At 42.4% G+C, this 26,959-nt stretch carries 21 protein-coding genes; 19 read left to right on the top strand and 2 right to left on the bottom strand.

The genetic code is table 11. The annotated features are described in order from the left end of the window. The first annotated feature begins 1 nt into the window (after position 1). The 3 genes from pulA (at position 2) to mntR (ending at position 6,097) form a co-directional block, all read left to right on the top strand. Positions 2-2,923, top strand: a complete 2,922-nt coding sequence (pulA, locus tag NAF01_RS17100; RefSeq protein ID WP_350457419.1) for a type I pullulanase — start codon at positions 2-4, stop codon at positions 2,921-2,923. Between the two features lie 168 nt (positions 2,924-3,091). Next, positions 3,092-5,254 carry a DNA topoisomerase III gene (locus NAF01_RS17095; RefSeq protein WP_250800875.1) on the top strand — a complete coding sequence of 721 codons (2,163 nt, stop codon included), beginning with the start codon at positions 3,092-3,094 and terminating at the stop codon, positions 5,252-5,254. Between the two features lie 417 nt (positions 5,255-5,671). Then, complete coding sequence (mntR, locus tag NAF01_RS17090; RefSeq protein WP_048009428.1) at positions 5,672-6,097, top strand: transcriptional regulator MntR; 426 nt, start codon at positions 5,672-5,674, stop codon at positions 6,095-6,097. Between the two features lie 43 nt (positions 6,098-6,140). Here the strand turns inward: mntR and NAF01_RS17085 are convergent, their stop codons facing one another. Then, a complete protein-coding gene (locus NAF01_RS17085; protein ID WP_048009427.1) occupies positions 6,141-6,359 on the bottom strand; it encodes a DUF3892 domain-containing protein in 219 nt (72 codons plus the stop codon). A 144-nt stretch (positions 6,360-6,503) separates the two neighbouring features. Here NAF01_RS17085 and NAF01_RS17080 point away from each other — a divergent pair, with 144 nt between their 5' ends. Both NAF01_RS17080 and NAF01_RS17075 read left to right on the top strand, forming a co-directional pair. Further along, positions 6,504-7,196, top strand: coding sequence for a class I SAM-dependent methyltransferase (locus NAF01_RS17080; RefSeq protein ID WP_197208505.1), 693 nt, complete (start codon positions 6,504-6,506; stop codon positions 7,194-7,196). 7 nt (positions 7,197-7,203) lie between these two features. Next, the gene (locus NAF01_RS17075; RefSeq protein WP_048009425.1) at positions 7,204-7,896 is read left to right on the top strand and encodes an AIM24 family protein; all 693 of its coding nucleotides are present in this window, start codon (positions 7,204-7,206) and stop codon (positions 7,894-7,896) included. A 149-nt stretch (positions 7,897-8,045) separates the two neighbouring features. Here the strand turns inward: NAF01_RS17075 and metA are convergent, their stop codons facing one another. After that, positions 8,046-8,954, bottom strand: coding sequence for a homoserine O-acetyltransferase MetA (metA, locus tag NAF01_RS17070; protein ID WP_197213812.1), 909 nt, complete (start codon positions 8,952-8,954; stop codon positions 8,046-8,048). A 179-nt stretch (positions 8,955-9,133) separates the two neighbouring features. Between metA and NAF01_RS17065 the strand changes: the two genes are divergently transcribed. The 14 genes from NAF01_RS17065 to NAF01_RS17000 all read left to right on the top strand — a co-directional run bounded on the left by NAF01_RS17065 (position 9,134) and on the right by NAF01_RS17000 (position 26,883). Beyond that, entirely contained in the window at positions 9,134-10,822 is a 1,689-nt protein-coding gene (locus NAF01_RS17065; protein ID WP_048009423.1) for a formate--tetrahydrofolate ligase, read from the top strand. 11 nt (positions 10,823-10,833) lie between these two features. Continuing rightward, positions 10,834-11,364, top strand: a complete 531-nt coding sequence (locus tag NAF01_RS17060) for a hypothetical protein (protein WP_250800873.1) — start codon at positions 10,834-10,836, stop codon at positions 11,362-11,364. A gap of 509 nt (positions 11,365-11,873) precedes the next feature. Continuing rightward, complete coding sequence (locus NAF01_RS17055) at positions 11,874-14,948, top strand: GNAT family N-acetyltransferase (protein WP_250800872.1); 3,075 nt, start codon at positions 11,874-11,876, stop codon at positions 14,946-14,948. A 10-nt stretch (positions 14,949-14,958) separates the two neighbouring features. Then, on the top strand, positions 14,959-15,813 hold the full coding sequence (locus tag NAF01_RS17050) for an amidohydrolase family protein (RefSeq protein WP_048009419.1): 855 nt from the start codon (positions 14,959-14,961) through the stop codon (positions 15,811-15,813). Positions 15,814-15,910: 97 nt separating this feature from the next. Then, positions 15,911-16,759 carry a DegV family protein gene (locus tag NAF01_RS17045; RefSeq protein WP_250800869.1) on the top strand — a complete coding sequence of 283 codons (849 nt, stop codon included), beginning with the start codon at positions 15,911-15,913 and terminating at the stop codon, positions 16,757-16,759. 146 nt (positions 16,760-16,905) lie between these two features. Next, complete coding sequence (locus NAF01_RS17040; RefSeq protein ID WP_197213823.1) at positions 16,906-17,553, top strand: HD domain-containing protein; 648 nt, start codon at positions 16,906-16,908, stop codon at positions 17,551-17,553. Continuing rightward, complete coding sequence (locus tag NAF01_RS17035; protein WP_250800865.1) at positions 17,550-19,430, top strand: ABC-F family ATP-binding cassette domain-containing protein; 1,881 nt, start codon at positions 17,550-17,552, stop codon at positions 19,428-19,430. The genes NAF01_RS17040 and NAF01_RS17035 overlap by 4 nt, the downstream gene beginning before the upstream one ends. Positions 19,431-19,554: 124 nt before the next feature. Continuing rightward, positions 19,555-20,691: a conserved virulence factor C family protein gene (locus NAF01_RS17030; RefSeq protein WP_250800864.1), complete on the top strand. Its 1,137-nt coding sequence runs from the start codon at positions 19,555-19,557 to the stop codon at positions 20,689-20,691. 264 nt (positions 20,692-20,955) lie between these two features. Beyond that, complete coding sequence (gene ilvD / locus NAF01_RS17025) at positions 20,956-22,626, top strand: dihydroxy-acid dehydratase (RefSeq protein WP_035331579.1); 1,671 nt, start codon at positions 20,956-20,958, stop codon at positions 22,624-22,626. 165 nt (positions 22,627-22,791) lie between these two features. After that, positions 22,792-23,226, top strand: coding sequence for a BrxA/BrxB family bacilliredoxin (locus NAF01_RS17020; RefSeq protein ID WP_250800863.1), 435 nt, complete (start codon positions 22,792-22,794; stop codon positions 23,224-23,226). A gap of 78 nt (positions 23,227-23,304) precedes the next feature. Continuing rightward, positions 23,305-24,078, top strand: a complete 774-nt coding sequence (locus NAF01_RS17015) for a class I SAM-dependent methyltransferase (RefSeq protein WP_222497978.1) — start codon at positions 23,305-23,307, stop codon at positions 24,076-24,078. Between the two features lie 316 nt (positions 24,079-24,394). After that, positions 24,395-25,576 carry an LL-diaminopimelate aminotransferase gene (locus NAF01_RS17010; RefSeq protein WP_250800862.1) on the top strand — a complete coding sequence of 394 codons (1,182 nt, stop codon included), beginning with the start codon at positions 24,395-24,397 and terminating at the stop codon, positions 25,574-25,576. 21 nt (positions 25,577-25,597) lie between these two features. Beyond that, on the top strand, positions 25,598-26,185 hold the full coding sequence (locus NAF01_RS17005) for a YpjP family protein (RefSeq protein ID WP_159343994.1): 588 nt from the start codon (positions 25,598-25,600) through the stop codon (positions 26,183-26,185). Between the two features lie 116 nt (positions 26,186-26,301). Beyond that, entirely contained in the window at positions 26,302-26,883 is a 582-nt protein-coding gene (locus NAF01_RS17000; RefSeq protein ID WP_250800860.1) for a TerD family protein, read from the top strand. Positions 26,884-26,959: the final 76 nt, after the last annotated feature.

Below are 26,959 nucleotides of genomic sequence, written 5' to 3'. Positions count from 1 at the left end.
GTTGAAAGGGTTTAAACAGTTTATTTTTCTGGCCGCAGCTATCATATTGGCTGCATCAAATTTTTTATTCCCATTTATGCAAACGATTGCATCGGCCGAAAAAACAACACAAGGGGCCGGTCAGACTACAGCAGTTACCATCCATTATCAGCCTGAAGAGGGCGAAATAAAGGATTGGAATTTGTGGGTATGGCCTAAAGATGGCGAGGGCCAGGTTTTTGAATTCACTGGTGAAGATGAATTTGGACTTATTGCAGAGGTTGTGCTGCAAGGTATTCATGATGAAGTTGGTTTTATTGTCCGCACTGACAGCTGGGAGAAAGATGGAGGGGACCGATTCATCAATGTAAAGAGCGGCAATGATGAGGTATGGGTGAAAGCAGGCGATGAACATACATATACATCACCGCCTGATGGTGAGTACAGAGACTTTCCAGCATTTGAACGTGTGAAGGTAAAACTCCACTACTTTCGATATGACGGAAATTATGAAGGCTGGAATTTATGGACATGGCCAGAAGGCAAGGATGGGAAAAGAGTTGATTTTACAGCAGAAGATGATTTTGGGAAAGTTGCAGAGTTTGAGCTTGAAAATCCGGAAGGTATGAAAAAGGCCGGATTTATAGTGAGGAAGAGCATGGAAGGAAATGATTGGGCCGGCAAGGAATTTGGTGATCGCTTTATTACAAAGTTCGATGAAAATGGGAATGCAGAAATATGGATTGTTCAGGGAACAGAAAGAATTTATTACAATCCAGCGTATATTGAAAAAGATCCAAAAATAGTGAATGCTTCTATGGATACTTTTAATCAGATTACGCTTGAAACCAATTTTCCTTTCCAGTGGAGGGATTGGAAATCCATAATTAATATTGACAATGCCGATATTAAAGAAGTTGTCCCTTATGACGGGAACGAGGAAAATAATTTTACAAATAAAGTAAAAGTGATAACAGAAGATAAACTGGATTTCAGGCAATCTTATAAAATCTCTGCAGTTTCATTTGGAGAGGCAGAGGTGAAGATAGGGGAGATTGTCAGATCAAATGAATTTGATGAGGCTTTCTATTATGATGGCAAGCTTGGAAATCAGTATACGAAAAATAAAACCTCTTTCAGGCTTTGGGCCCCTACAGCAAGTGAAGCATTGATTGTGCTTTATGACAGCTGGGATGATCAGACCGCTGAGGAACTTCCTCTTAAAAGAGGTGAAAAAGGAACCTGGACAACTGTTCTAAAAGGTGATCAAAATGGGCTGATTTACAATTATAAAGTCAAAATTGGAGGAGAATGGACAGAAGCCGCTGATCCCTATGTCCGGGCAGTAACAGTAAATGGCGACAGGGGCGTTGTAATGGACCTGGACTCAACCAATCCTAAACAGTGGAATAAACAGAAGCCGGAGTTAAAGAATCCAGAGGACTCCATCATTTATGAAGTTCATGTACGGGACCTTTCAATTCATGAGGACAGCGGCATTAAGCATAAGGGGAAGTTCCTAGGGGCTGCTGAGAAAAGCACCATAAATTCTAAAGGAGAAAAAACAGGTTTAAATCATATAAAAGACCTTGGAGTCACACATGTTCAGTTCCTTCCGATTTATGACTACCGGACAGTTGATGAAACAAAACTGGACGAACCTCAATATAACTGGGGCTATGATCCTAAAAACTATAATGTGCCGGAAGGATCCTATTCTACTGATCCTTATGATCCAGCGGCAAGAATTACAGAATTGAAGACTATGATTCAGGAATACCATGATGAGCAGCTGCGAGTTGTAATGGATGTTGTGTATAATCATGTGTTTGCAGTAAATGAATCCAGTTTCCACAAGCTTGTTCCAGGCTACTATTTCCGCTATAACGAAGATGGAACACTTGCCAATGGCACAGGCGTCGGCAATGATACAGCTTCAGAAAGAAAAATGGTGCAGAAATTTATTATCGACTCTGTTGCCTATTGGGCTGAGGAATATAATCTTGATGGATTCCGCTTCGATCTGATGGGCATTCATGACACTGAAACAATGAATAAAGTAAGAAAGGCATTGGATAATATTGATCCTACTATCATTATCATTGGTGAGGGCTGGGATTTAAACACTCCACTGGCAGCTGAAAAGAAGGCCAATCAGAAAAATGCCGAAGATATGCCTGGCATTGGCCATTTCAATGATGGCATCCGGGATGGATTAAAAGGCAGTGTGTTTAATGAACTGGATAAGGGCTTTGTAAATGGCAAACAAGGCATGGAAAGCTTTGTACAGCAAGGAATTGCAGCCGGATTGGATTATCCGGATGCAATGGCCACATACAAAGATCCTGAACAGGCGGTTACGTATGCTGAGGCACATGATAACCACACTCTTTGGGATAAGCTTGACCTGACCAATCCGGATGCAGCGGAAGAATCCAAAAAGAAAATGCATAAATTGGCTTCTTCCATCATACTGACATCCCAAGGAGTCAGCTTTGTTCATGCTGGCCAGGAATTCATGCGGACAAAGTATGGGGATCACAACAGCTATAAATCCCCTGACAGTGTAAATCAGTTGGACTGGGACCGCCGAACTGAATTCAGCGGGGAAGTAGACTATTTTAAAGGTCTGATTAAGCTCAGAAAGCATTATAAATCCTTTAGAATGACAACAGCTGAGGATATTCAATCAAAGCTTCATTTCATTGAAGCCCCGGATAATACGGTGGCCTACAGACTGGATGCAAAAGGCCTGAAGGATAGGGCGAAAGAGATCGTTGTAATCCATAATGCGAATACAAAACCAGTTAAAATATCACTTCCGGGCAAGGGCCCTTGGCATTTGCTTGCAGACGGAAAACAAGCTGGGGTTAGAACCCTAAAGGTATATAAGTCAAAAACAATTGAAGTACCCGCACAAACCAGCTTTATACTAAAAAGATAAGTAACGGAGGAGAATCCTGTCAGGGGTTCTTCTTTTATTTGCTTAGCGGAACACGATTGTTTTAAAAATTTCATAACTATAAAGGTATTTTAACTCCTTTTGCTAAATTTTTAGGTTAATATTAAAATAGATGTCTATATTTTGTTTTACAACAAAGGGAGCTAAAGTATGAAACTGATAATCGCGGAAAAGCCCGATCAGGGTATGACGCTGGCTTCTATTTTTAAAATGAAGAAACACCAGGGATATATTGAAATCTTTCCAAATGATATATTCCCCCAGGGGGCTCATGTTACCTGGGCTATAGGCCACCTATGCCAGCTGTCTGCCCCTGAAAAATACAAAAAGGACTGGAAAAAATGGTCATTGGACACATTGCCGATCATTCCGGAGCAATTTCAATATGAAGTGACAAAGGATAAAGCAAAGCAATTTAATATAATCAAACAGCTTGCTTCTAATCCTGATTTAACAGAAATTATCCATGCGGGCGATGCAGGGAGAGAAGGAGAGCTTATCATCCGGAACATTCTAAGGCTTACCGGATCAAGAGTGCCTATGAAAAGGCTCTGGATCTCTTCTTTGACTCCAAAGGCCATAAAGGAAGGGTTCCTTGCCCTGCTGGATGAAAGTGACACAAGGAATTTATATTATGAAGCCTATACGAGAGCATGTGCCGACTGGGTCGTTGGGATGAATGCTTCGCGTTTATACAGTCTTCTTCTGCAGCAGAAAGGTTTCTCGGATGTTTTTTCAGTAGGAAGGGTTCAGACCCCAACTCTTGCTTTAATTGTAAAGAGAGAACAGGAAATTCAGAATTTTGTTTCCGAACCTTTCTGGGAGGTAAATGCACAGTTTAAAGTGGACGGGAAAAAATATACCGGCAAGTGGGAAAAAGATGGTGAGACCAGAATTAAAACCAAAGAGCTTGCCGAAAAAATTGCGGCATTTTGCAGAGATAAAGAGGCACAGATAGAAGATGTGCAAGCTGAAAAAAAAGAATTCCTGCCGCCGATGCTTTATAATCTTTCGGCATTGCAGGCGGAAGCCAACCGCAGGTTCAAGTTCCCGCCTAAAAAAACACTTGATGTACTGCAGAAGCTCTATCAAAAAGGAATCGTATCATATCCCCGTTCAGACTCCAGGCATGTAACAGAAGGAGAAGCGGAAATGTTTCCGGAAATCCTCAGAAAAATGGAAGCAAAAGAGGAGTATAAGGAATTCTTCCCTCTGCCTATAAGCTCCATATTGCATAATAAACGGTTTGTGAATGACAAAAAGGTAACGGATCACTATGCCATCATACCGACGGAACAGGTGCCGGACCTGGGAAGATTATCTTTGGATGAAAAAATTCTCTATGATCTGATCGTAAGGAGCTTAATAGCTGCCCATTATGGAAAAGCTGTATCAGAATATACAACTATAAAAACCCTGGTTGACGGAAGGGCATTGTTCCTATCCAAGGGAAAAGTACAGCTTGAAGAGGGCTGGAGAAAAGTGATTCCGCAGCAGGAGAAGGAAAAGGAACCGATTCTGCCTTTATTGCAGGCTGGCGACCAGGGAACAGTGTTAAAGGCCGATGTAAAAGAAAGCAAAACCCAGCCGCCCAAAAGGTATACCGAAGGCCAGCTGATTACACTCATGAAATCGGCCGGGAAGCAGATCGAGGATAAGGAACTCGAAAAGGTTCTAATGAAAACAGAAGGCCTGGGAACGGAAGCCACAAGAGCGGGAATCATTACCATGCTGAAGGAGCGCAAATACATTGATATAAAGAAGAATCTTGTATATGCAAACTCAAAAGCAAAAATCCTTATAGAAGCGATAGGAACAGAGATACTTGCTTCCCCTGAAATGACTGCCAAGTGGGAACAGCGGCTGAAGGACATTTCAGATGGGCAGGCATCCCCGAAACAATTCATGGAGCAGACCAATAAAATGGTAGGACATTTAATCTCTGCCTCCATTGAACATTCTGGAAAGTGGGCATTCTCAGAAGAAGACAAAGAGGGATTCATCCCTGGGAAATTCAAACAAAAAAGGTCAGCCAATCTGGGCAAATGCATGCTGTGTGATGGTAAAGTTGTGGATAAAGGAAGCTTTTATGGCTGCTCCAATTATAATAAAACCAAATGCACTTTCACTATTTCCAAAAGCATTATGGGCAAGACAATAACTCAAAAAATGCTCAAACAGCTATTAAAGGATGGAGAAACAGAATTAGTCGAAGGATTTACAAGCAAAGGAAAAGATAAAACATTCTCTGCTAAATTATCCTGGGACCGACAGGAAAACAGAGTTAAATTTCTCTTCCCGCAAAAGGCCTGAATAAGCCAGATGCAGTATATTTCCTTGTCTCCATTTTCCAACTGTAGTAAAATCGTTAAAGTCTAATATTTATTTAAGAAAGATATAAAGTGAACATGCGCTCTGCGCTTTTCTAATAATATCTGAATTTGTATCTTTGAATTTTGAGAACTGTCTAGCTCCAGCGCCTACCCCCTCGAGGTCACAAGCTTGTCTTGTTTCGGCTCCTAGGGACTCGGGGTCATAAGCCGTTTCCTTACAGAAGGAAGAACGCCTTCTTCCAGGAACCGTCTTATGCCTGTCGTCCCAGGGCAGTCGCCTCCACATTTCGGGCACTCCTCCCAAAAAGGCAAAGAACGCCTTTCTGAGAGGCTTGTCTTGTGCTTGTCGGGGGTGGGCAAGGCGCTTGCGCTTTTCTAATTGGCAGGAGGTTGCGTAATGCCAACACCAAGTATGGAAGATTACATTGAACAAATATATATGTTAATTGAAGATAAAGGATATGCGAGGGTTTCTGATATTGCTGAGGCTCTTTCTGTGCATCCATCTTCTGTGACAAAAATGGTTCAGAAGTTAGATAAAGATGAGTATCTTGTTTATGAAAAATACCGCGGGCTTATATTAACGCCAAAAGGGAAAAAAATCGGCAAGAGGCTTGTATATCGGCATGAACTTTTAGAACAGCTACTGCGTATTATTGGAGTCAAAGAAGAAAACATTTATGAAGATGTGGAAGGCATCGAACATCACCTGAGCTGGGATGCCATCGACCGGGTTGGCGACCTGGTTCAATTTTTTGAAGAGGATGACAGCCGCATCGGAGTGCTGAGGGAAATTCAGCGTAAAAATGAAGAAGAACAGTAAAAACCTGACTGCTATAAGTCAGGTTTTTTCATGTTTCGCAATATTAATAGAGGCTTGGAAAATCATCAAAAGATGACGAATCGGAAGGATTCAGCTGCATAGAGCCGTCTTCGTTTTCATCAATATGGATCCCCTCAATTACACCGTTCTCAGCCTCCATTAGTGCTTTGCGATAAGAAATAATCCGTCCTCCGGAAGTCTGGAAGGAAATTATTTCACCATTATTGTTGCGGTAGACTGCTGTCAGCTGCTCGCCGTTCATACAAAACTCTCCTTATTCATTTTCTATTAATATTGTTGACGTTTTTACCATTTTATAATCAGAGGTATTTTTGAGAATCTTAGCGAATTTAAAATATTGGGAACTTTTTTATTGAACAATCGTATTCAAAGACGGAGGGATAAAATGAGTACTTTTAATTGGTCTGCAGAAGCAGAGAAGCTTTGGGATAATAATTCGGAATCATGGAATGCAAAGAGCAGGGCAATGTGGGAGGAAGGAAGCCGAAAGGATATCATCTCCTTCTTCGAAAAGCATGTCAAAAAAGGATCTGCTGTTTGTGATCTTGGTTGCGGAGATGGTTACGGTTCATACAAGCTTGCTTTGGCTGGCTATAGAGTTACTGGGATTGATGTCTCAGAAGAGATGATACATAAAGCTGAAAAATTAAACGCTGAAACTGATGCGGTGTTTAAGAAAGAAGACATTTCTAATCTTTCACTTGAGGAAAATGCGTTTGATTCGATTCTTGCCATTAATTCCTTGGAATGGACTGAAAGCCCGCTGGATGTTTTACAGGAAATTCAGCGAATAGTTAAGCCGGGAGGAAGAGCGTGTATAGGGATTCTTGGCCCCACAGCCGCCCCCCGGGCTAACAGCTACCGCAGACTTTATAAGGAAAAAGTTATCTGCAATACCATGATGCCATGGGAATTTGAACAGCTTGCAAATGAAAACGGATGGTTGAAGATTGATGAACTGGGTGTTTATAAAAAAGCATCAGAGCAGCTTTCAAAAGGATCGCTGACTGATGAGCTAAAGCAATCATTATCTTTTATGTGGGTCTTTATGCTTGAAAACAGGGAAATGAAAGGATGAAAAGAGAATGAGCAGATATTCAATTGAAGAGTTTGTAAACCAGACGAAACAGCAGGATAAAGGTGAAGGGCTGTTTGAACTGGAAACATCAAGGATGCTCGAAATTAATTTAACCAGCCAGGTTTGGGCTAAAGCAGGCGGGATGGTTTCCTACCGCGGCCAGATAAAGTTTGAGCGCGAAGGCATTCTCGAGCATGGCTTAGGAAAGATGTTCAAAAAGGCACTTACTGGAGAAGGCACAGCATTAATGAAAGCAACAGGCAACGGAAAGCTGTACCTTGCAGACCAGGGGAAAAAGATTTCAATCCTGAATCTTGAGGGGGATTCCATCTTTGTAAATGGGAATGATCTCCTTGCTTTCGAGCCTTCCATCAGCTGGGATATTAAATTAATGAAAAGGATGGCAGGCATGCTTGCAGGGGGCTTGTTCAATGTCCGTTTAGAAGGGACGGGAATGGTGGCTATTACTTCTCACTATGAGCCCCTGACACTTTTAGTTACTCCTGATAATCCCGTATATACCGATCCAAATGCGACAGTTGCATGGTCAGGGTCACTGCAGCCGGAATTCGTAACAGATATCTCCTTTAAAACGTTTCTTGGAAGAGGGAGCGGGGAGTCGATCCAAATGAAGTTCTCAGGCAGCGGATTTGTAGTGGTTCAGCCATTCGAAGAAGTGTATTATGCTCAGCAATCATAATGAATATCGGAAGCGCTTCCGCTTACCAGCCGCTTGAAAATATTTAAATTTTATAAAATGAAAAAGCCGGTTTTGAGAGGGAAAACCCTGCAAAAAACCGGCTGTTCCTGCTTTTAGCTGCATATTAAGTTATTCCGCTCACTGCATGATTAATCCCACTCGTAAGGAGTCTCCTGGTATACATAGTAGTTCAGCCAGTTGGAAAACATTAAATGGGCATGTGACCGCCATATATTAAGGGGTCTTCTGCCGGTATCATCATTCGGAAAATAGTGTTTTGGCACTGGAACCTGAAGACCTCTGCTTTTGTCTCTAGTATATTCTTCTGCGAGTGTGCCTGCTTCATATTCCAGATGGCCAGTTACCATGATTTGTCTGCCGCCGTTTGCGCTCATGATGAAAGGACCCGCCTCCTCAGAAGAGGAAAGAAGCTTCACTTCCGGGTGATTCAGCAGCTGCTCTTTATAAACATCGGTATTTCGTGAATGCGGAGCATAATAGATATCGTCAAAGCCCCTCAGCAATTTTTCGCTTCTGTCATGAACTTCATGAAGATAAACACCGGAGCATTTCTCAGGCAGCTCATATTTTCCGATCCCAAAGTGATAGAACAACGCTGCCTGTGCTCCCCAGCATATATGCAGAGTGGAGGTAACATTTGTTTTTGTCCACTCCATTATTACAGTTAGCTCCTCCCAATAGTCAACTTCTTGAAAGTCAAGAAGTTCTACAGGAGCTCCAGTTATAATCATCCCGTCAAATTTTCTTTTTTGAACTTGCTCAAACGTAGTATAGAATTGTTCAAGATGCAAGGGACTGGTATTTTTTGATTGATGAGTGGCTGTTTTTAAAAATGAGATATTTACCTGTAAAGGCGTATTTCCAAGAAGTCTTAAAAGGTGGGCTTCTGTTTTTTCTTTCTCAGGCATCAAATTCAGGATGAGGATATTTAATGGACGGATATCCTGCTGTTTGGCACGGTCCTCATCCATGATAAATATATTTTCTTCCTCTAAGATCTCCCTGGCAGGAAGCAGCTTAGGAATTTTTATTGGCAAGTGATCATCTCCCTGTACAAAATTCAATTAAACTTATTATAAAGACGATTCAAAATTGTATCAATGCTTTACTGTGTGAAAATGCGAAAATATCAAAAGTAATTGATAATATTTCGTTTCAGTGATGGTACAATATAGCTGTAAGTAACTTATACATATTGGATTCCGGGGGTATAAAAATGAATGTGAAACCGATCGTGAAATCAGATATTGAAATTGCTCAGGCATCAGAAATGAAGCCCATTACGGAAATAGCTGAAAAACTAGGGCTCATTGAGGATGATCTGGAGCTATTTGGCAAGTATAAAGCAAAAATATCCGCAGCAGCCTTAAAGAAATTAAGTACGAATGACAGCGGTAAAATAATTCTAGTCACTTCCATTAATCCAACACCAGCGGGCGAAGGGAAGTCCACAGTAACAGTCGGACTTGCCGATGCTTTTAACAGACTTGGCAAAAAGGCTATGGTCGCAATGCGGGAACCTTCCCTGGGGCCGACAATGGGAATTAAAGGCGGTGCAACAGGCGGGGGATATTCACAAGTTCTGCCGATGGAAGACATCAATCTGCATTTTACCGGCGATCTTCACGCAATTACAACAGCAAATAATGCCCTGGCCGCCCTGATTGATAATCACCTCCAGCAGGGAAATCTGTTGAATATCGACCAGAGAAGAATTGTCTGGAAGCGTGCTCTGGATTTGAACGACCGTGCATTGAGAAAAATCGTGATTGGCCTGGGAGGGCCGTTACAAGGTGTCCCAAGGGAGGATGGCTTTGATATTACTGTTGCTTCAGAAATTATGGCCGTTTTATGCCTTGCATCCGATCTGCAGAATCTGAAGGAAAGACTGGGGAAAATGGTTATAGCCTACAATTATGATAAACAGCCCGTAACAGTGAGCGATCTTGGAGTGGAAGGCGCTCTTACTCTCCTGCTTAAAGAAGCAGTCAAACCTAATCTGGTCCAGACTATAGAACATACACCGGCATTGGTTCATGGCGGCCCGTTTGCCAATATCGCTCATGGCTGCAACAGTGTGATTGCAACTTCCGCTGCATCCAAACTCGCTGATTATGTAGTGACAGAAGCGGGTTTTGGCGCAGATCTTGGCGCTGAAAAGTTTCTGAATATTAAAGCCCGAAACGAAGGCATTGACCCTGAAGCAGTGGTTATTGTTGCTACAATCCGTGCTTTAAAAATGCATGGAGGCTTGTCAAAGGCTGAATTGGGCATGGAAGATACTGAAGCACTCACTAGAGGCTTTGCAAACTTAAAAAAGCATGTTGAAACAGTTGAAAGCTTCGGGCTACCGTATGTAGTGGCTATTAACCGGTTTATTTCCGATAGCGAGAATGAAATTGCAACCCTTACAGATCTTTGCAGTGAGGCAGGCATGCCAGTTGCCCTGACAGAGGTTTGGGAAAAAGGCGGCCAGGGCGGGATTGAGCTGGCAGAGAAGCTGCTGGAAATTTTGGACCAAAACGCAGCGAAGTTCAATCATCTGTATGATTTATCACTGCCTCTTGAAGAAAAAATTCTAACAGTGGCTCAGAAGGTTTATGGCGCAGATAATGTTGAATACTCAACCAAAGCCAAAAAGCAGATTAAAGACTTTGAAAGCTTTGGCTGGGGTGTCCTGCCGGTTTGTATGGCTAAAACACAATATTCTTTATCTGATGATCCTTCAAAACTGGGAAGGCCATCTGATTTTACCGTTACAATCCGTGAACTGAAGCCATCGATTGGTGCAGGATTCATTGTAGCACTCACCGGTGATGTGATGACTATGCCGGGCTTGCCTAAAGCCCCTTCAGCCATGAACATGGATGTAGATGAAGATGGAAATGCAGTCGGCCTATTTTAAGGGGGATAACCATGTTTGATCCAACGGCCTTTGAAAATATGAAGGTTGTAATGGAAGGCGGATTCTATGACCGGGATCTGAGCGGAGAAATAAGAATAGTTGACCGGAATGATAATATAAACTCAGCGAAAATGAGCCGCAGGTATGATCTTACTTTCACAGATCTTGCTGAAGGCTTGGCGGAGATTCTCGGTACCTTTACTATGGAAGCGGGACTTGATAACCTTGCAGCTGAGCTCTTGCCTCAAGTGAAATCAGAAATGCTGGCCGGATGCCGGATTTCTGTGAATTTTAAAATTAAACATCAAATGGAACACAACAAATTTCAGGAAATTCGAGAAGTCCTGGAGCAAATTTGGGGCAGCGGACGGAATATCGAACAGACAGTGAAATACAGCCCTGAAAATAGGCAGGGTCTTGCCGAAACCGAAACCATCATTTCCTTTAACCGCCTTGTCCAGGAAGAACAGATAGATGACCTGCATGAAATGATCAATTATATGACTGCTTCTATGGATGCTTTGAGAAAAATTCAATTTTGACACAAAAACGCCTTGCTGGAGGAAGCAAGGCGTTTTTTTGTGTGGCTGTTTTCACAAGGTTTGTTGCTTTTTGTATCTTATTTACTGTGTTGATTGTAGCGGAAGGTGCGAGATCCTCGAAAATGCATGCGCATTTTCTTCGTGCGGTGTTCACTCAAGGAAGCTTATTCAAAGTCCTGCGGGAGTAGCGGGACAGGTGAGAACCCGCAGACGCGCAGCGTTGAGGAGGCTCACCGCCCGCCCCGCTGTTCGCTGAGCATCCTGGAGCGGAAATCAACGGACAACATTGATAGGCGGAAACAACATCAAAAAGAGCCTTTTGCAAAGGATTTTACGAAAAATTCAAAATTATATTTACAATCCATTCCTCTGATAATACGATTAAGAAGGAATGGAAAAACATTCCGAATACGATCAAAAGGAGGAGAGGCAAATGATTAAGGAAATCATTGCGAAAAAAGATTTGGAGAAGGGTAGACAAGACGTAACCTAGTCAGGAGGACAAAGGAATGATTCAAGGTACAGACAAATTAATCATTGCAGAGTATCATGAGGACTTTGCTGCAGGAATCGCAAAAATGTGGAACTTAAGCAGAGACAGCTGGGGCGGAGATACCAGTGTAATGACGGAAGAGCAAGTGAAAACGAAGGAAGCGAATAACGGCAATATTATTTTATACTTAGCCCTTGATGGGGAAGAAGTTGTAGGCTATTGCGGGCTATCGGAATATAAAGAGGATACGGGATCCCTGTATATCCCTCTTTTAAATGTAAGGCCGGATTACCATGGGCGGAAAATCGGAAAGATGCTGGTGCTAAAAGCGCTGCAAAAGACTATAGAATTGGGCTGGCCGCGCCTTGATTTATATACATGGCCAGGAAACGTGAAAGCTGTCCCGCTTTACAAAAAATGCGGCTTCTTCTGGGAAGACCGGGATGATACAACCCATTTAATGAATTTCATTCCCGCTGTTCACCAGACAGAGCTTTTAAAACCTGTCCTGGAGAAGCTTGATTGGTATGGCAGCAGCCTGAGAAATATCGATGTGAAGCCAGATGGAATCAAAAAAAATGGCTTTACATTTTACGAGTATAAATGGCAAAGCGGGGAAGTGTCTGCAAGAGTCAGATTTGAAAGAACTGGCAGAGGCATCAGTTTAATTGAAACAAATGATTATCTTCTAGAACTATGCATGGATAATCATGAAGTTATTGAAAATCAAGTTCAAACTTTTCAGCTCAACCTTGTAAATAAAACAGGAAATCCCGTTTCGTTTAAAGCCGAAGGGAATAATCAGGGAAGGGTCGAATCAATGTTCGAGCATGATTTGACAGCTGAGAGCGACGCTGTAATGACCGGAACATATATTGTGCATGAAGGGGAAGAGCCCAGTGTCTGGAAAACTCATCCTTCATTGGATGTAAAGGTTTGGGTAAATGGAGAGGAATGTGAACTGCGCCTTGGGCTTCTTCCAAAGCAGCCAGCCAAAATAACAGGCGCTTCTAAAGGAAATCTCAGTTTTTTAAATCAGGAAGCAGAATTGGAAATGGAAGTAGAAAATAACCTGGAGGATGAGGCAGTATTTCACCTTTCTTTCCCTGAAAGTGATCTGGTTGAATTAGAAAAGCGGGAGTATCGAATACAGCTCCACAAAAAAGAACGTAAGCTGCTAAAGGTGCCTTTTATAGTGAAAAAACATGGCTTTTATCAGCCCGAAATATCGATAACGGCATTAAAGAAGAACGGAGAAGAACTCTCTTTTATGTGCAGATCGGTGGGCATTCCCCTTAAAAGCTTCGGTCAGAAATTCGGAGGAGAGTCCAAGGATTACTGGCATATCTGCAATGGGATCTGCCAGGTGAATATCCGGAAATTAGATTATAAAATAACAGCAGGCAGGAATGAAAGTGTTAACCAGCCTTTTTCGTTTTTTGTTCCTAAGCTTGGCAAGCCTTATTCTACTGAATTTTCAAAGGCAAAGCCTTTGGCAGCAGAGTGGTTCACAGATGATACGGCCATCACCTTCAAATTGGTTTTCAGGTCTGAAGCTTTTCCGGGAATTCTTGTAGCCTTGTATACCTCTCTTTATAGTGAGGGCTTTGTGAAAATTTGGTCTGAACTGACAAATGATGGGGATAAAAAATATGAAAACCTGTTTTTAAGCCAGCCGTTATATCATGAAATGCAGCATCCATATTTTCCGCTGGAGAATGAGGTGATAGAGTTTTCTGATGTAAGAGAATTAGGGTTCATGGAAATACCAGGTGAAAGCATAACTGAAAATTGGTTTTTCGCCAATCATAACGGAGAGCCGATTGGATTCTGCTGGCCTAAAAGTGCTAAATCCAATCCGGATGGGTGGCAATTTTATTATCAGCAGGAGACTGGCTGTCTTGCACCCGGAGATCAGAAGGTACTGGCCCCTGGCTATTTATCCATTGGAGCTTTCAGGACATGGGAAGAAATGCAGCAATTTGCATGGGTGACGGCTGAAGCTGGAAAAATAGTGAAAAATGAAAAAGCGCTAGTAATAAATAGCGGAAATCCAGTTGCAAAGGAGCAGGGAACAGCGGAGTTTACTCTTAAAACCTATCGTTCGAGTTATCTAAACGGCACTATAGATATTTATTTAAATGAAGATAAAAAACTATCCGCAAATTTCAGCCAGGAACAGGAACTTAAGGAATTTAAATCGAATTTCCCTATTGAAGGAATGAAACCCATTTCTCTTGTAAAAGCCGAGATTACACTTGACAGTGGTAAGACGAATGTAAAAGATCTTCTGCTGATGCCCCGTGGGAAAATTCGTATATTAACTGAAGAGCAGAACGGCAAGACTGTATATACAATGGATAACGGCATTATTAGCTTCAAAGCTGCACCGAATTTTTATCCTGGATTATTCTCTTTATCATATAAAGATAGGGAATGGCTGGATTCTTCATTTCCTGAACCGGTTGCCAAGGGATGGTGGAATCCGTGGGCTGGCGGCATGAAAACTGCTCCATCGCAAATGAGTGTGTTTTCGCTATTGAAGGAGAAATCTTCTGCTGAATTTCTCAATGTTAAAGATTCGTATGAAAATGAATGGTCTGTATTGGCCATTCATACGAAAGCAGTCCAGCACTCCACCTGGAAAGGTCTTGATTATACACAGTATTTCGCGTTATTGCCGGGAGTGCCAATCCTTGCTCATTGGGTAAAAGTGATCAATGCAGGCGGGAAGTATCTGTTAAACGAAAAATGGATTACAGATATATTTTTATCCGGAGGCTCATTAAAGGATCTTACGCTTACACTAAGTGACAAAGGTGCTGAATCAGCCTACCAGGCAGGAGTCGAGGAACAATCATTTGTTAATATTGATGGATCCCGTATCAGCAGCTCCCTCTCTTCTGAAAAAATGTACGTAATGAAAAGCAAAGATACTGAATTCCTGGGGGCATATATGAATAAAGAAGCCTTCGAAGTTATTTCCGAAAGGAAGGCGTGCCCATTGGCCAAACCGGGATTTATCGCATTTGATGAAAGAAGCTTCGATGGCCGATTACTTAATAAACTGCATTATCTGGAATTCCGTTAAAGGAGAAATTATGAAAGTCATAGATGCACATATTCATTTTTCTGATATAAAATCATTTCATCATACTGCCGAGGAACTCTCATTTGTAGATTATTCATATGATGGGCACCAGAAGGAGTTCCAAAATGCCAATGTAGTTCTGAGCATCGCAATGGGACTTACAGAAACAGATAATATGGGCTTTCCTGATTATGAAACAAGAACACCCATGGGGATTGACCTGGAAGACAAGGTCCCGGCTAATATTGTTTACTGTGCCGGCATCAATCCATATGATCTCAATGAAGAGGCTTTAGAAAGGCTCGAAGAAGATCTGCAAAAGCCTGCTGTTGTGGGCATTAAGATTTACCTGGGGTATTATCCTTTCTACGCCTATGATGAAGTATACGAACCTGTGTATGCACTCGCTGAAAAATATGGAGTTCCTGTTGTATTTCATACAGGGGATACTTACTCCGAAAGGGGATTGCTTAAGTATTCTCATCCCCTGGCTATTGACGAGGTTGCAGTTAAACACCGGAATATCAATTTCATGATAGCTCATTTTGGAGATCCGTGGACGCTGACCGGAGCTGAAATCATATATAAAAATCCGAATGTCTATGCCGATCTTTCAGGCCTTATTGTTGGAACAGAAAAAGAATTGAAGAAACACAGTGAAGGAAGATTTTTGGATCATCTTAGGCATGCTTTAGTGTTTGCAGATTCTTACGATAAATTGCTTTTTGGAACCGATTGGCCGCTTGCGCCTGTGGGCCCTTATATCGAATTTATAAAAGAGCTCATACCTGGAGAGCATCATGAGGATGTTTTCTATAATACCGCTATAAAGGTTTTTCCTAAAATCAAGCCTTTTCTGCCATAGAACCAGGGGCTGGGAGAGAAATCTTTCAATTCCAGCCTTTCAAATAGTATTATTTACATACATATACGTATAAATATCTTAAAAGGGGGCGTCTTTAGTGGTTAAAATTGCATGGGTAACAGACAGCACGGCTTTTTTAAATAATGAGTTAAGGAACCACCCTGACTTGTACCAGATTCCAATGACTATCATTATGGATGGCAGTGAGTATACAGATGGTGTTGATTTATCACCTGAAGAACTTTATGCGAGATTAAAAACCCTGGATACCCCGGCTAAAACTTCCCAGCCATCCATTGGCGCTTTCAGGGATTTATACGAAAATCTGCATAAGGATTATGACTGTATCATCGCTGTACTTGTATCGGCAAAGCTCAGCGGGACTGTTTCTTCGAGTGAACAGGCTGCCCAGCTGGTTGATATTCCGGTATACAGCCTGGACTCCAAGATATTATCATATCCTTTAACAAGATTAATCCTTAAAGGGATGGAATTGGCAGAGGCCGGATTGGATAGTAAAGACATTATCAGCGAGCTTAAGACGCTTCGCGATACGGGCGAAACATATGTCCTCATCGGCAGTCTTGAACAGCTTCATCGAAGCGGCAGGATGTCCGGAGTTCAATTTTTCCTGGGAAGCATGCTTAATGTAAAGCCGATTATCTCAGTACATGATGGAGAATTAAGTGTCAGGGAGAAGGCCAGGAGCGAGAGAAAGGCAAAAGATAAGATTGTGAAGCTTCTGAGGAGCGCTCACGAGAGAAACCCGCTGAAGGAAGTATTCATCCTGTACGGTTTGCATCCGGAAGAAGCCGAGCTATGGAAGAAGGAACTTCAGGAAGAATTTACGGGCATTGAATTTGGGTGCTATTCCTTAGGAGCCACCATTGGCGTCCACGCAGGAGAGCATACACTCGGCATCAGCTGGCTGAATGGCCTGGAATAAATTATTATAAGCTCAGGTGCAGGAAATCAATTACTGGTTTTTTGCACTTTTTTTGTCTTCAAATATCAATATAGCTTGACCTTGCCATCGTTTCTTTTTAGGACTAATGTTAAAATGGACAGTGGAGTTTGAAAGCGGGTGAAATAATGAAAGAAAATATAATACATATAACAGAAAAATTTGTCCGGGATACACTCGGGGATGACTCAACCGGGCATGACTGGCATCATATTGAGCGCGTGCGAAAAAATGCCCTTTACATAGCGAAAAGGGAACAAAAAGGAGATCCTTTTTTCATTGAAATGGCAGCCTTGCTTCATGATATACCTGATGCGAAGCTGAACACTTCCAGAGAAGCAGGGGACAGGAAACTGTCGGACTTTCTGCAGGAACTTGAAATCACAGAGGAAGCATTCAGCAGTATTAAGGCAATCATTGATTCAGTTTCCTTTAATGGCGGCCATAACACCAGGATTTTAAGTGAAGAAGCCAAAATAGTCCAGGATGCGGACAGATTGGATGCGATCGGCGCCGTGGGAATTGCGAGAGCATTTGCATACGGAGGCAAAAAAGGACAGCTGATTTATGATCCTGCCCTTAATATCAGAAGAGAAATGACTGAAGATGAATACCGGAATGGCAGGTCGTCATCCATCAATCATTTTTACGAAAAGCTTTTGAAGCTGAAAGATCTGCTGAATACTGACACTGCTATGAAAATGGCAGAAGAGCGGCATGAGCTTATGGAACAGTTTCTGCACCAATTTTTTAAAGAATGGAATGGTCAAGCATGAAGATGATTTCTGTGGAAAATGTGACAAAAACCTATGGTGAGAAAGAACTTTTTAACAATATATCATTTACAATAGCCGAAAAAGAAAGGGCAGGACTGATCGGTGTAAACGGTACAGGAAAATCCTCCCTGCTGAAGGTGATCGCGGGGGTAGACCTGCCGGACTCAGGAGAAATAGTCAAACCGAGAGATTACACCATTTCATATTCAGCACAGCAGCCTGACCTGAATTATGATTTAACCGTTCTCGAGCAGGTATTTGCAGGAGATGCGCCAATACTTGTCCTGCAGAGAGAATATGAACAAGCGCTGCTGGAGCTTAGCCGGAACCCTGAAGATCCAGCTATCCAGGATAGCCTTTTCGAACTTCAAAAAAGAATGGATACACTTAATGCATGGGAGGTAAATACCGATGCCAAAACGATTCTCACTAAACTGGGCATTGAGGATTTCAGCAGAAAAATTGGCGAGCTTTCAGGCGGACAGAAAAAGCGGGTTGCGCTCGCCCAAGCTTTGATCCAGTCACCAGACTTGCTGATTCTTGACGAGCCGACAAATCATCTTGATTTTGAATCGGTTAAATGGCTGGAAGAATATCTGGGCAGATATAGGGGCGCACTGCTTCTTGTGACACATGACCGTTATTTCCTTGACCGGGTTACAAACAAAATGTTTGAGCTTGAGGGCGGAAATCTTTACAGCTATAAAGGGAATTATGCTGCATTCCTTGAAGCCAAAGCAATAAGAGAGGAAAATGAAGCAGCCACTATAGAAAAGCAGAAAAATCTGTTCAGAAGAGAACTCGAATGGATCAGAAGAGGTGCAAAAGCCCGTACCACCAAGCAAAAAGCCAGGATCCAGCGGTTCGAAACTCTTGACAGCCAGCTTGCTTCAGTTAAATCCTCCGAAAAATTGGACATGTCCCTAAGCGGCAGCCGCCTCGGAAAACAGGTATTTGAACTTGAAGCTGCATCAAAAAAATATGGCTCCCAGACAATTCTGGATCATTTTGATCTTCTCGTAAAACCAGGGGACAGAATAGGGATTATTGGAAGAAATGGGACAGGGAAATCAACTCTCCTTAACATACTGGCAGACAGGATTCCGCTTGACTCAGGTGAGCGCATTATTGGGCAGACAGTAAAAATTGCTTACTATACACAGGAAAGCGAAGATATGGATGAAAGTAAACGCATGATAGAATATCTCAAAGAAACAGCTGAAGTAGTTGAAACTTCAGATGGAAAAACCATTTCTGCGGCTCAAATGCTGGAGCGTTTCCTTTTTCCGCCATATACTCATGGCACTCCAATCCGCAAGCTTTCCGGCGGGGAAAAACGGAGGCTTTATCTACTGAAGATCTTAATGTCAGAGCCTAATGTTCTTCTTCTTGACGAGCCGACCAATAACCTTGATACCCAAACCCTGACGGTTCTCGAGGATTACCTGGATGATTTTCCCGGCGTAGTCATTACTGTTTCGCATGACCGCTACTTCCTGGATAAAGTGGCTGAGCAGCTGCTTGTGTTAAAAGGAGAGGGCAAAATCGAATCCTACTATGGAAATTACAGTGAATTTCTTGAAAGTGAAAATGCCAAACCGGTTCAGGAAATGGACCATGCCCCTAAAAAAACGAGGGAAACAAAACCGAAAAAGAAGAGAATGAGCTACAAAGAGAAGAAAGAATGGGAAGAAATAGAGGGAAAGATTGAGGCTGCTGAAGCCCGTCTTGAAGCGATTTCCTCAGAAATGGCCAGCATCGGAAGTGACTTTGAAAAGGGCCAGGCCTTAGTAGAAGAAGAAACAAAGCTGAATGAAGAGCTTGAATACTTGATTGAGAGATGGAGCTATCTATCAGAAGCAGCAGAAGATGAATAATGTCATGCCCGGGGGAATCTCCGGGTTATTTTTTATAGTTAAAACAGCTAAAATGCCTCGAAATTCTTCTTATGTTAAAATAAAATCAGTTACCAGCGTGAATATATAAAAAAGGGTGATACTTTTGAAAATAAAAGCAATCGAACCAACACCAAGTCCGAATACAATGAAGGTTATTCTTGATGAAGAGCTTCCAATGGGGAAAGCCAATAATTATAAAAAAGATAAAAAAGAAGGAGCTCCAAGGATCATCCTTGATATTCTTGAGATCGAAGGCATAAAAGGGGTTTACCATGTTGCTGATTTCCTGGCAGTAGAAAGAAATGCCAAATATGACTGGAAAGAGCTGCTTCCTCAAGTTCGATCTGCATTTGGCGAGGACGTGGAAAATGACGGTAGTGAAGAAAACGGCATGGATGAACATTTCGGTGAGGTGCAGGTATTAGTCCAAATGTACAAAGGAATTCCGATGCAGGTGAAGCTGACTGACGGCACAGAAGAAAAGCGCTTCGGACTTCCTGAAAACTTTATTAAAGCAGTTACAAAAGCGCAGGATCCTGCTGATAATGTTGTCATGGTCCGCAAGTGGAAGGAATTCGGGGTCCGCTACGGGGACTTTGACCAAGTTGGACATGATATTGTTGAGGAACTAATGGCTGCCTATCCGGAGGGACGGCTCCAGACCCTAGTGAAAACAGCTAAAAGCCCGGATAACACAGAGGATAAACATGTGCGGTCTCTCCTTAAACTTTCATTAGAAGATTTGGTTTCTCCTGATTGGCGGGAGCGCTATCAAAAACTCGAGCAGATGGATAATCCAGAACTGGGGGATCTGCCTGTTCTTGAAAAAGCTCTCAATGATGAAAAGGCTTCAATTAGAAGACTTGCGACAGTTTATCTTGGAATGATTGAAGATAAAAAGGTCCTGCCGCTTCTGTACAGAGCATTGAAGGATAAAACGGTCACTGTAAGGCGTACAGCCGGAGACTGTTTATCAGACTTAGGGTTTGCAGAAGCAATGGATGCCATGAAGGAAGCCCTGCAGGACGATAGTAAGCTTGTACGCTGGCGTGCGGCCATGTTCCTTTACGAAGTGGGTGATGAAAGTGCGCTGTCTGCTCTAAAAGCTGCAGAAGACGACCCTGAATTCGAAGTCAGTCTGCAGATTAAACTGGCAATTGAGAGAATTGAGCATGGAGAAGAAGCAAAGGGTTCAGTATGGAAACAAATGACTGAATCCCGGAATAAAGGTGAGAAATAATTTTAAAAAAACCGCTCAGATTTTAGGATCTGCAGCGGTTTTTTTATTGGAATTGATTAATTTAAAACTTACACGCATTACAGTTTCATTCATTTAAAGCGAAAAATTAAATTAAATTTGCAATAATTATTGAAATTATCCGAAAAAGGGTCTATATTGAAAAGAAATATTTGGGGGGCAGGAGGTTAGTTAATTTATTTCCATAGAATAAGAGATTATGAATCTAGGGTAAAACAGGAGGTACATACTATGACTGGCTCACAGATGAGAAGTGATATGATCAAAAAAGGGACAGACAGGGCTCCGCACCGCAGCCTGCTGCGTGCTGCCGGAGTAAAGGAAGAAGATTTCGGAAAACCATTTATTGCTGTGTGCAATTCCTACATTGATATCGTTCCTGGCCATGTGCATTTGCAGGAATTTGGTAAAATTGTTAAAGAGGCAATCCGTGAAGCAGGCGGTGTTCCATTTGAATTTAATACCATTGGAGTGGATGATGGCATTGCCATGGGCCATATCGGCATGCGCTATTCTCTGCCAAGCCGTGAGATCATTGCAGATTCACTTGAAACAGTGGTTTCTGCCCACTGGTTTGACGGAATGGTCTGTATCCCGAACTGCGATAAAATCACACCCGGAATGATGATGGGGGCATTGAGGGTTAATATTCCAACCCTTTTTGTCAGCGGAGGCCCGATGAAAGCCGGCGTAGATTCAAGCGGAAAGCCATTATCCTTAAGTTCGGTATTTGAGGGTGTAGGTGCCTTCGAATCCGGCCAGATAGATGAACAAAAGCTCCTGGAAATCGAGCAGGTAGCATGTCCGACCTGCGGTTCCTGTTCAGGGATGTTCACTGCGAATTCCATGAATTGCCTTGCAGAAGGACTGGGCCTTGCACTTCCTGGCAATGGCACGATTCTGGCCGTATCAGAAGAAAGAAAGGAATTTGTTAAACGTTCAGCCAAACAGCTGATGGAATTAATCAAGCAAGACATCAAGCCGCGTGATATTGTTACTATTGATGCCATTGACAATGCATTTGCCCTTGATATGGCAATGGGCGGTTCCACCAATACAGTTCTTCACACATTAGCGCTTGCTCACGAAGCTGAAATTGAATATCCGATTGAACGAATCAATGAGATCGCCAATCGGGTTCCGCATTTAGCCAAGATCGCTCCTGCATCAGATTATCATATTGAAGATGTTCATAATGCGGGTGGGGTGAGTGCAATCATCAATGAATTGCTTAAAAAGCCGGACGCCTTGAATGGTGACTGTCTGACAGTTACCGGAAAGCCGCTAAGGGAGAATGTAGCAGGCAGTGAGATTCTGGATAAAAATGTAATCCGGACACTGGAGAATCCGCACTCTGAACGAGGAGGGCTGGCAGTTTTATTTGGGAATTTAGCTCCTGAGGGATCAATTATAAAAGTGGGTGCAGTAGATGAGTCAGTAGGCGGATACCATAGAGGGCCAGCCATCTGCTTTGACTCGCAGGAAGATGCACTATCCGGAATCATTACTGGCAAGGTGCAGGAAGGCCATGTTGTTGTCATTCGTTATGAGGGCCCTAAAGGCGGCCCTGGAATGCCGGAGATGCTTGCACCGACTTCACAGATTGTCGGCCGTGGTTTAGGTGCAAAAGTCGGCCTGATTACAGATGGCCGTTTCTCGGGTGCTTCACGCGGCATCAGCATTGGGCACATCTCACCGGAGGCTGCTGAAGGCGGACCTATTGCATTTGTGGAAAATGGAGACATAATTGAATTGGATCTGAATAACCGTACAATCAATCTGGAAATTTCAGATGAAGAATTCGAAAAGCGGAAAGCCAATTGGAAGGGCTTCGAGCCAAAGGTTAAAAAAGGGTACCTTGCCCGTTATTCGAAGCTTGTCACGAATGCCAGCACAGGCGGCGTTATGAAAATTTAAATATATTTAGGATGCCGGTCTTTTAGGACCGGCTTTCTTGCTGAAATGATTTGAATTAGAAACCTTATGACAAAAAATAAAACCCGGCATAGAAAAATTGCATAAAGATCGTGTGATATAGTATGCTTACTTTACAAAATGAACGATAAGGAGGAAATAAATTTTATGTCAATGGCATATGAAGAATATATGAAACAAATGGTGAAGCCGATGCGTGAGGAGCTTGTACAGGCAGGCTTTAAAGAGCTTACGGCTTCAGAAGATGTAGAGCAATTCATGGAGAACCTTGAAGGCACAGCTCTTGTTGTTGTGAATTCAGTTTGCGGCTGTGCAGCAGGTCTTGCCCGCCCTGCAGCAACACAGGCTGTTCTAAGAAGTGAAAAGAAACCTGATCATCTAGTGACGGTTTTTGCAGGACAGGACAAAGAAGCAACAGCAAAAATGCGCGAGTACTTTGATGGATATGAGCCTTCATCACCTTCTATGGCTCTTTTAAGAGGAAAGGAAGTTGTGCACTTCATTCACCGCCATGATATTGAAGACCATTCCATGGAAGCAATCATGGAGAACCTGCTTGCAGCATTTGAGGCGAACTGCTGAGAACATAATGCTTAAACAAAAAAGGGTGTCTGCAGGCACCCTTTTTTAATAGCAATTTTAGGAATCAGGTGAACATATATGCTAATTACGACATCCGGACGCACCAATGAAGCAATGAAAGAAAAAGCAAAAAACATTGCAGAACAATTGGGAGCAGAGTACATCGAAAGGAATAAAAGGTCTGTTAAAGCGATTCAACAACAAGTTCCTGAAGACTGCATAGTAGTCGGAAAAGACCGGCTGGAACTTTATCAGATTGGTGAAAACCAGCCGTTCTTCTTTCATCCGAGTTCTGCAATGTTCAGAGTGAAGCGCCTCTTAAAAGGTGAGAGTGATCCTTTTCTTGAGGCTGCGGGTCTTAAAGAAGGCAGCAGTATACTCGATTGTACTCTTGGTCTGGCATCTGACAGCATAACAGCCAGTTTTGCTGCGGGCAATAAAGGTAAAGTTACGGGACTCGAAGGAAATAAATACCTTTCCTTTCTCGTTGCGAACGGGCTAAGGCAGTGGGACTCCGGGCTTGAAAGTATGAATCAGGCCATGGGAAGAATAAATGTTGAAGCAACAATGGCCCTTCCATATTTAAAAAAACTGCCTTCGGACAGTTACGATATTGTCTATTTTGATCCAATGTTTGAAGAAGAAATCTTTGAGTCAGAAGGGATTAAAGCTTTAAGGAACTTTGCTGTTTATGAAGATCTGTCAGAGGAAGTTATATTTCATGCAAAAAGAGCTGCGAGGCAAAGGGTGATCCTGAAAGACCACTTTAGAAGTTCCAGGTTTGCTCAATATGGTTTCAAAGTAATTGAAAGAAAGTCATCTAAATTTCATTTTGGCATAATTGAAAAATAAGAAAAGGTGCCAGTTAACAGGCACCTGCTTATTTAATCTGCAATAGCCAGATAAACAAAGTAAGCCATAAGTAAAAGACTTGCAATGACAAAGAATACAGACCAATCCATGATCATTTCCCCCTTATTCATTCTTCTGGACTTGAAGAACATGATTTGTTTTATTATTCCCCGCTTTGCTCCTAATTAATCCGCCAAATAAGTTATTACTATATTTCTATTGTTCTTTTTGCAGATACATGAAATCAATTTTAATTTGGTTCGAAAAGAAGTATAATAGAAAAATAGAAACGAGATACATAGCGAGGAAGGTTACGATGGAATTTCCTATTTCAAAAAGAATGGCTTCTTTTACAGAGAGCGTGTTTACGGAATTGGCCCAAATTAAGAATTCGAAACTTTCAGACGGGCTTTCGGTGATTGATTTGAGCATTGGCAGTCCTGATATGCCCCCTCCCGCTTTTGTTATGGAGGAATTGGCAAGAGGTGCCCGTGATCAAGAACTATACGGGTACTCGTTAACAGGTACAAATGAATTTCATACCGCAGTCAGCGGCTATTATAAACGAAATTTCGAAGTGGATGTCGATCCTGCTTCAGAGGTGCTGCTTTTAATGGGGTCCCAGGATGGGCTGGTACATTTGCCGATGGTTCTATGTGATCCGGGAGATTATATCCTTGTTCCTGACCCCGGATACACTGCTTATGCTGCAGGTGCTGCAATGGCTGGTGCACAAATGTACGGAATGCCTTTAAAGAAGGAGAACAGCTTTCTCCCTGATTTTAATGAGATCCCTGAAGAAATCCTTGCAAACACGAAATTAATGATATTGAACTTCCCTGGCAACCCAGTTCCGGCAATGGCCACAGAGGAACTTTTTCTTCAAGCGATCCGGCTTGCAAAGAAATACGGTTTTGCTGTACTGCATGATTTTGCTTATTCGGAACTTTATTATGAAAATAAGCCTTTAAGTTTTTTGTCTGTTGAAGGGGCCGCTGATGTGGGGATTGAAATGAACTCACTATCAAAAAGCTTTAATATGGCTGGCTGCAGGGTGGCATATGCCGCAGGTAATCAGCAGCTTATTGCGCTGCTGGCCAACTTCAAATCCAATTTGGATTATGGGGTATTTCTGCCGGTACAGGCAGCTGCGGTGAAAGCATTGAATGATCAGTCCGGTTTTTTGCAGGACTTGAGAGAGACATATAGAAAAAGAAGAGATGTATTAATAAAAGATCTTGAAACTATCGGCTGGGATATCAGCAGGCCTGAGGGGTCAATGTTCTTGTGGGCCGAGGTCCCATCCGGGTACAGCTGCTCCAAGGATTTTGCGATTGACTTAATTAACCGGGCCGGTGTAGTCGTAACTCCTGGAAGTGCATTTGGCAGGTGGGGTGAGGGATACGTTCGGATTGCTCTTGTTCAGCACGAAGATGTTTTAAGGCAAGCTGCCCTTAATATTGAAGGCAGCGGCATATTTAAAAAAATCCTTGCTTAGGGGAAAGGAAGGGCGAATAACATGCCGAATTGGCTGAGGAAATCCTTTGTTGTACTTGTTACCATTTTAACGTTTGGCCTCGTCACACCTTCTCAGGCATTTCTTTATGAAAATACGAACCAGCTAAAAGCCTCCAGAGCTTCAGATGTTGAAAACTCAGAGAAGGGCGCAGAACTTGTTGAAGAGGAAAATAGTAATTTCGATAAAGAGAACTTTATCAGGCAAATGCTTGTAGAGGCTGAGACACAATCGTATGAGAAATTTGGTGCAAAGATAGGCCCAGTTATTGAAGATGAGTTTAACGAGGTCATCCTTCCGGAAATTGAGAAAGCCATCCAGGAGGTGGCAGTGCAATTTCCCGAGGAAAGCCTTGCACAGTTAAAAGTTACAGAAACTCCGGGGGGCGGATTATCGGAAAAAATTTTCCATATCACCAATAGCATGACGGATGAGGATGTGATTCGGTTCCATGTGCGAAGGGACCACCCTCCTCAACAGGGGTACTGGTTTAATTTTCATTATCACACACACCATGATCAATTTCAGGCTCACCATGAACTCGGTTCAATCTATTGGAATAAAAACACCCCGCCTAAATGGATGAGTTAGAGGTTTAAGATTGAAATAAATTTTGGAATGTGAAAAAATATTTATACGGATTATGAAACTTTTCATGATTTATACCGTAAATACATTTATTCTACATAATGGAGGTTTGAGTTGAAATGGCAGTAAGCTTATCAAAAGGACAAAAAGTGGACTTAACAAAGACAAATCCAGGAATGAGTAAGGTAGTAGTAGGACTTGGATGGGATACGAACAAATATGATGGCGGAAATGACTTTGATTTGGATTCCTCCGTATTTCTGCTTGGAGATACTGGAAAAGTAACTTCTGAAAGTGACTTTGTTTTCTACAACAATACATCAGGCGCTAATGGTTCAGTTGTACATACTGGGGATAACCGTACAGGTGAAGGGGAGGGCGATGATGAGCAGGTGAAAATTGACCTGGCAAATGTGCCGGCAAACATTCAGCGCATTACATTCACAATCACCATTCATGATGGGGAAGCCCGCAATCAGAACTTTGGACAGGTATCCAATGCTTATGCAAGAATTCTGAATGAAGATACAGGCGAAGAATTGATCCGCTATGACCTGGGTGAAGACTTCTCAATTGAAACTGCTCTTGTAGTTGGGGAATTGTACAGACATAACGGAGAGTGGAAATTCAGTGCAATCGGAAGCGGATATCAGGGCGGACTGGCTGCACTGGCAAAAGATTTTGGTTTACAGGTTGGATAAATAAGAGGTATATTTGCTTAATAAGGCTCGGCAATGCCGGGTCTTTTATATGAAAAAGCAGTCATCACCGGGAGGA

This window comes from Cytobacillus firmus (genome assembly GCF_023657595.1).
Lineage (GTDB): Bacteria > Bacillota > Bacilli > Bacillales > Cytobacillaceae > Cytobacillus > Cytobacillus firmus_B.
Note: the sequence above shows the minus strand (reverse complement) of the source record. Positions and strands in the feature narration are given on the sequence as shown.

Bases quoted from the DNA above. Each gene is read 5' to 3' on its own strand.
- NAF01_RS17010 (WP_250800862.1), top strand. From the start codon at position 24,395: ATGGAATTTCCTATTTCAAAAAGAATGGCTTCTTTTACAGAGAGCGTG.
- NAF01_RS17095 (WP_250800875.1), top strand. From the start codon at position 3,092: ATGAAACTGATAATCGCGGAAAAGCCCGATCAGGGTATGACGCTGGCT.
- NAF01_RS17080 (WP_197208505.1), top strand. From the start codon at position 6,504: ATGAGTACTTTTAATTGGTCTGCAGAAGCAGAGAAGCTTTGGGATAAT.
- NAF01_RS17075 (WP_048009425.1), top strand. From the start codon at position 7,204: ATGAGCAGATATTCAATTGAAGAGTTTGTAAACCAGACGAAACAGCAG.
- NAF01_RS17065 (WP_048009423.1), top strand. From the start codon at position 9,134: ATGAATGTGAAACCGATCGTGAAATCAGATATTGAAATTGCTCAGGCA.
- ilvD (WP_035331579.1), top strand. From the start codon at position 20,956: ATGAGAAGTGATATGATCAAAAAAGGGACAGACAGGGCTCCGCACCGC.
- NAF01_RS17085 (WP_048009427.1), bottom strand. From the start codon at position 6,359: ATGAACGGCGAGCAGCTGACAGCAGTCTACCGCAACAATAATGGTGAA.
- NAF01_RS17015 (WP_222497978.1), top strand. From the start codon at position 23,305: ATGCTAATTACGACATCCGGACGCACCAATGAAGCAATGAAAGAAAAA.
- NAF01_RS17000 (WP_250800860.1), top strand. From the start codon at position 26,302: ATGGCAGTAAGCTTATCAAAAGGACAAAAAGTGGACTTAACAAAGACA.
- NAF01_RS17055 (WP_250800872.1), top strand. From the start codon at position 11,874: ATGATTCAAGGTACAGACAAATTAATCATTGCAGAGTATCATGAGGAC.
- NAF01_RS17020 (WP_250800863.1), top strand. From the start codon at position 22,792: ATGTCAATGGCATATGAAGAATATATGAAACAAATGGTGAAGCCGATG.
- NAF01_RS17040 (WP_197213823.1), top strand. From the start codon at position 16,906: ATGAAAGAAAATATAATACATATAACAGAAAAATTTGTCCGGGATACA.
- NAF01_RS17060 (WP_250800873.1), top strand. From the start codon at position 10,834: ATGTTTGATCCAACGGCCTTTGAAAATATGAAGGTTGTAATGGAAGGC.
- mntR (WP_048009428.1), top strand. From the start codon at position 5,672: ATGCCAACACCAAGTATGGAAGATTACATTGAACAAATATATATGTTA.
- NAF01_RS17005 (WP_159343994.1), top strand. From the start codon at position 25,598: ATGCCGAATTGGCTGAGGAAATCCTTTGTTGTACTTGTTACCATTTTA.
- NAF01_RS17050 (WP_048009419.1), top strand. From the start codon at position 14,959: ATGAAAGTCATAGATGCACATATTCATTTTTCTGATATAAAATCATTT.
- NAF01_RS17035 (WP_250800865.1), top strand. From the start codon at position 17,550: ATGAAGATGATTTCTGTGGAAAATGTGACAAAAACCTATGGTGAGAAA.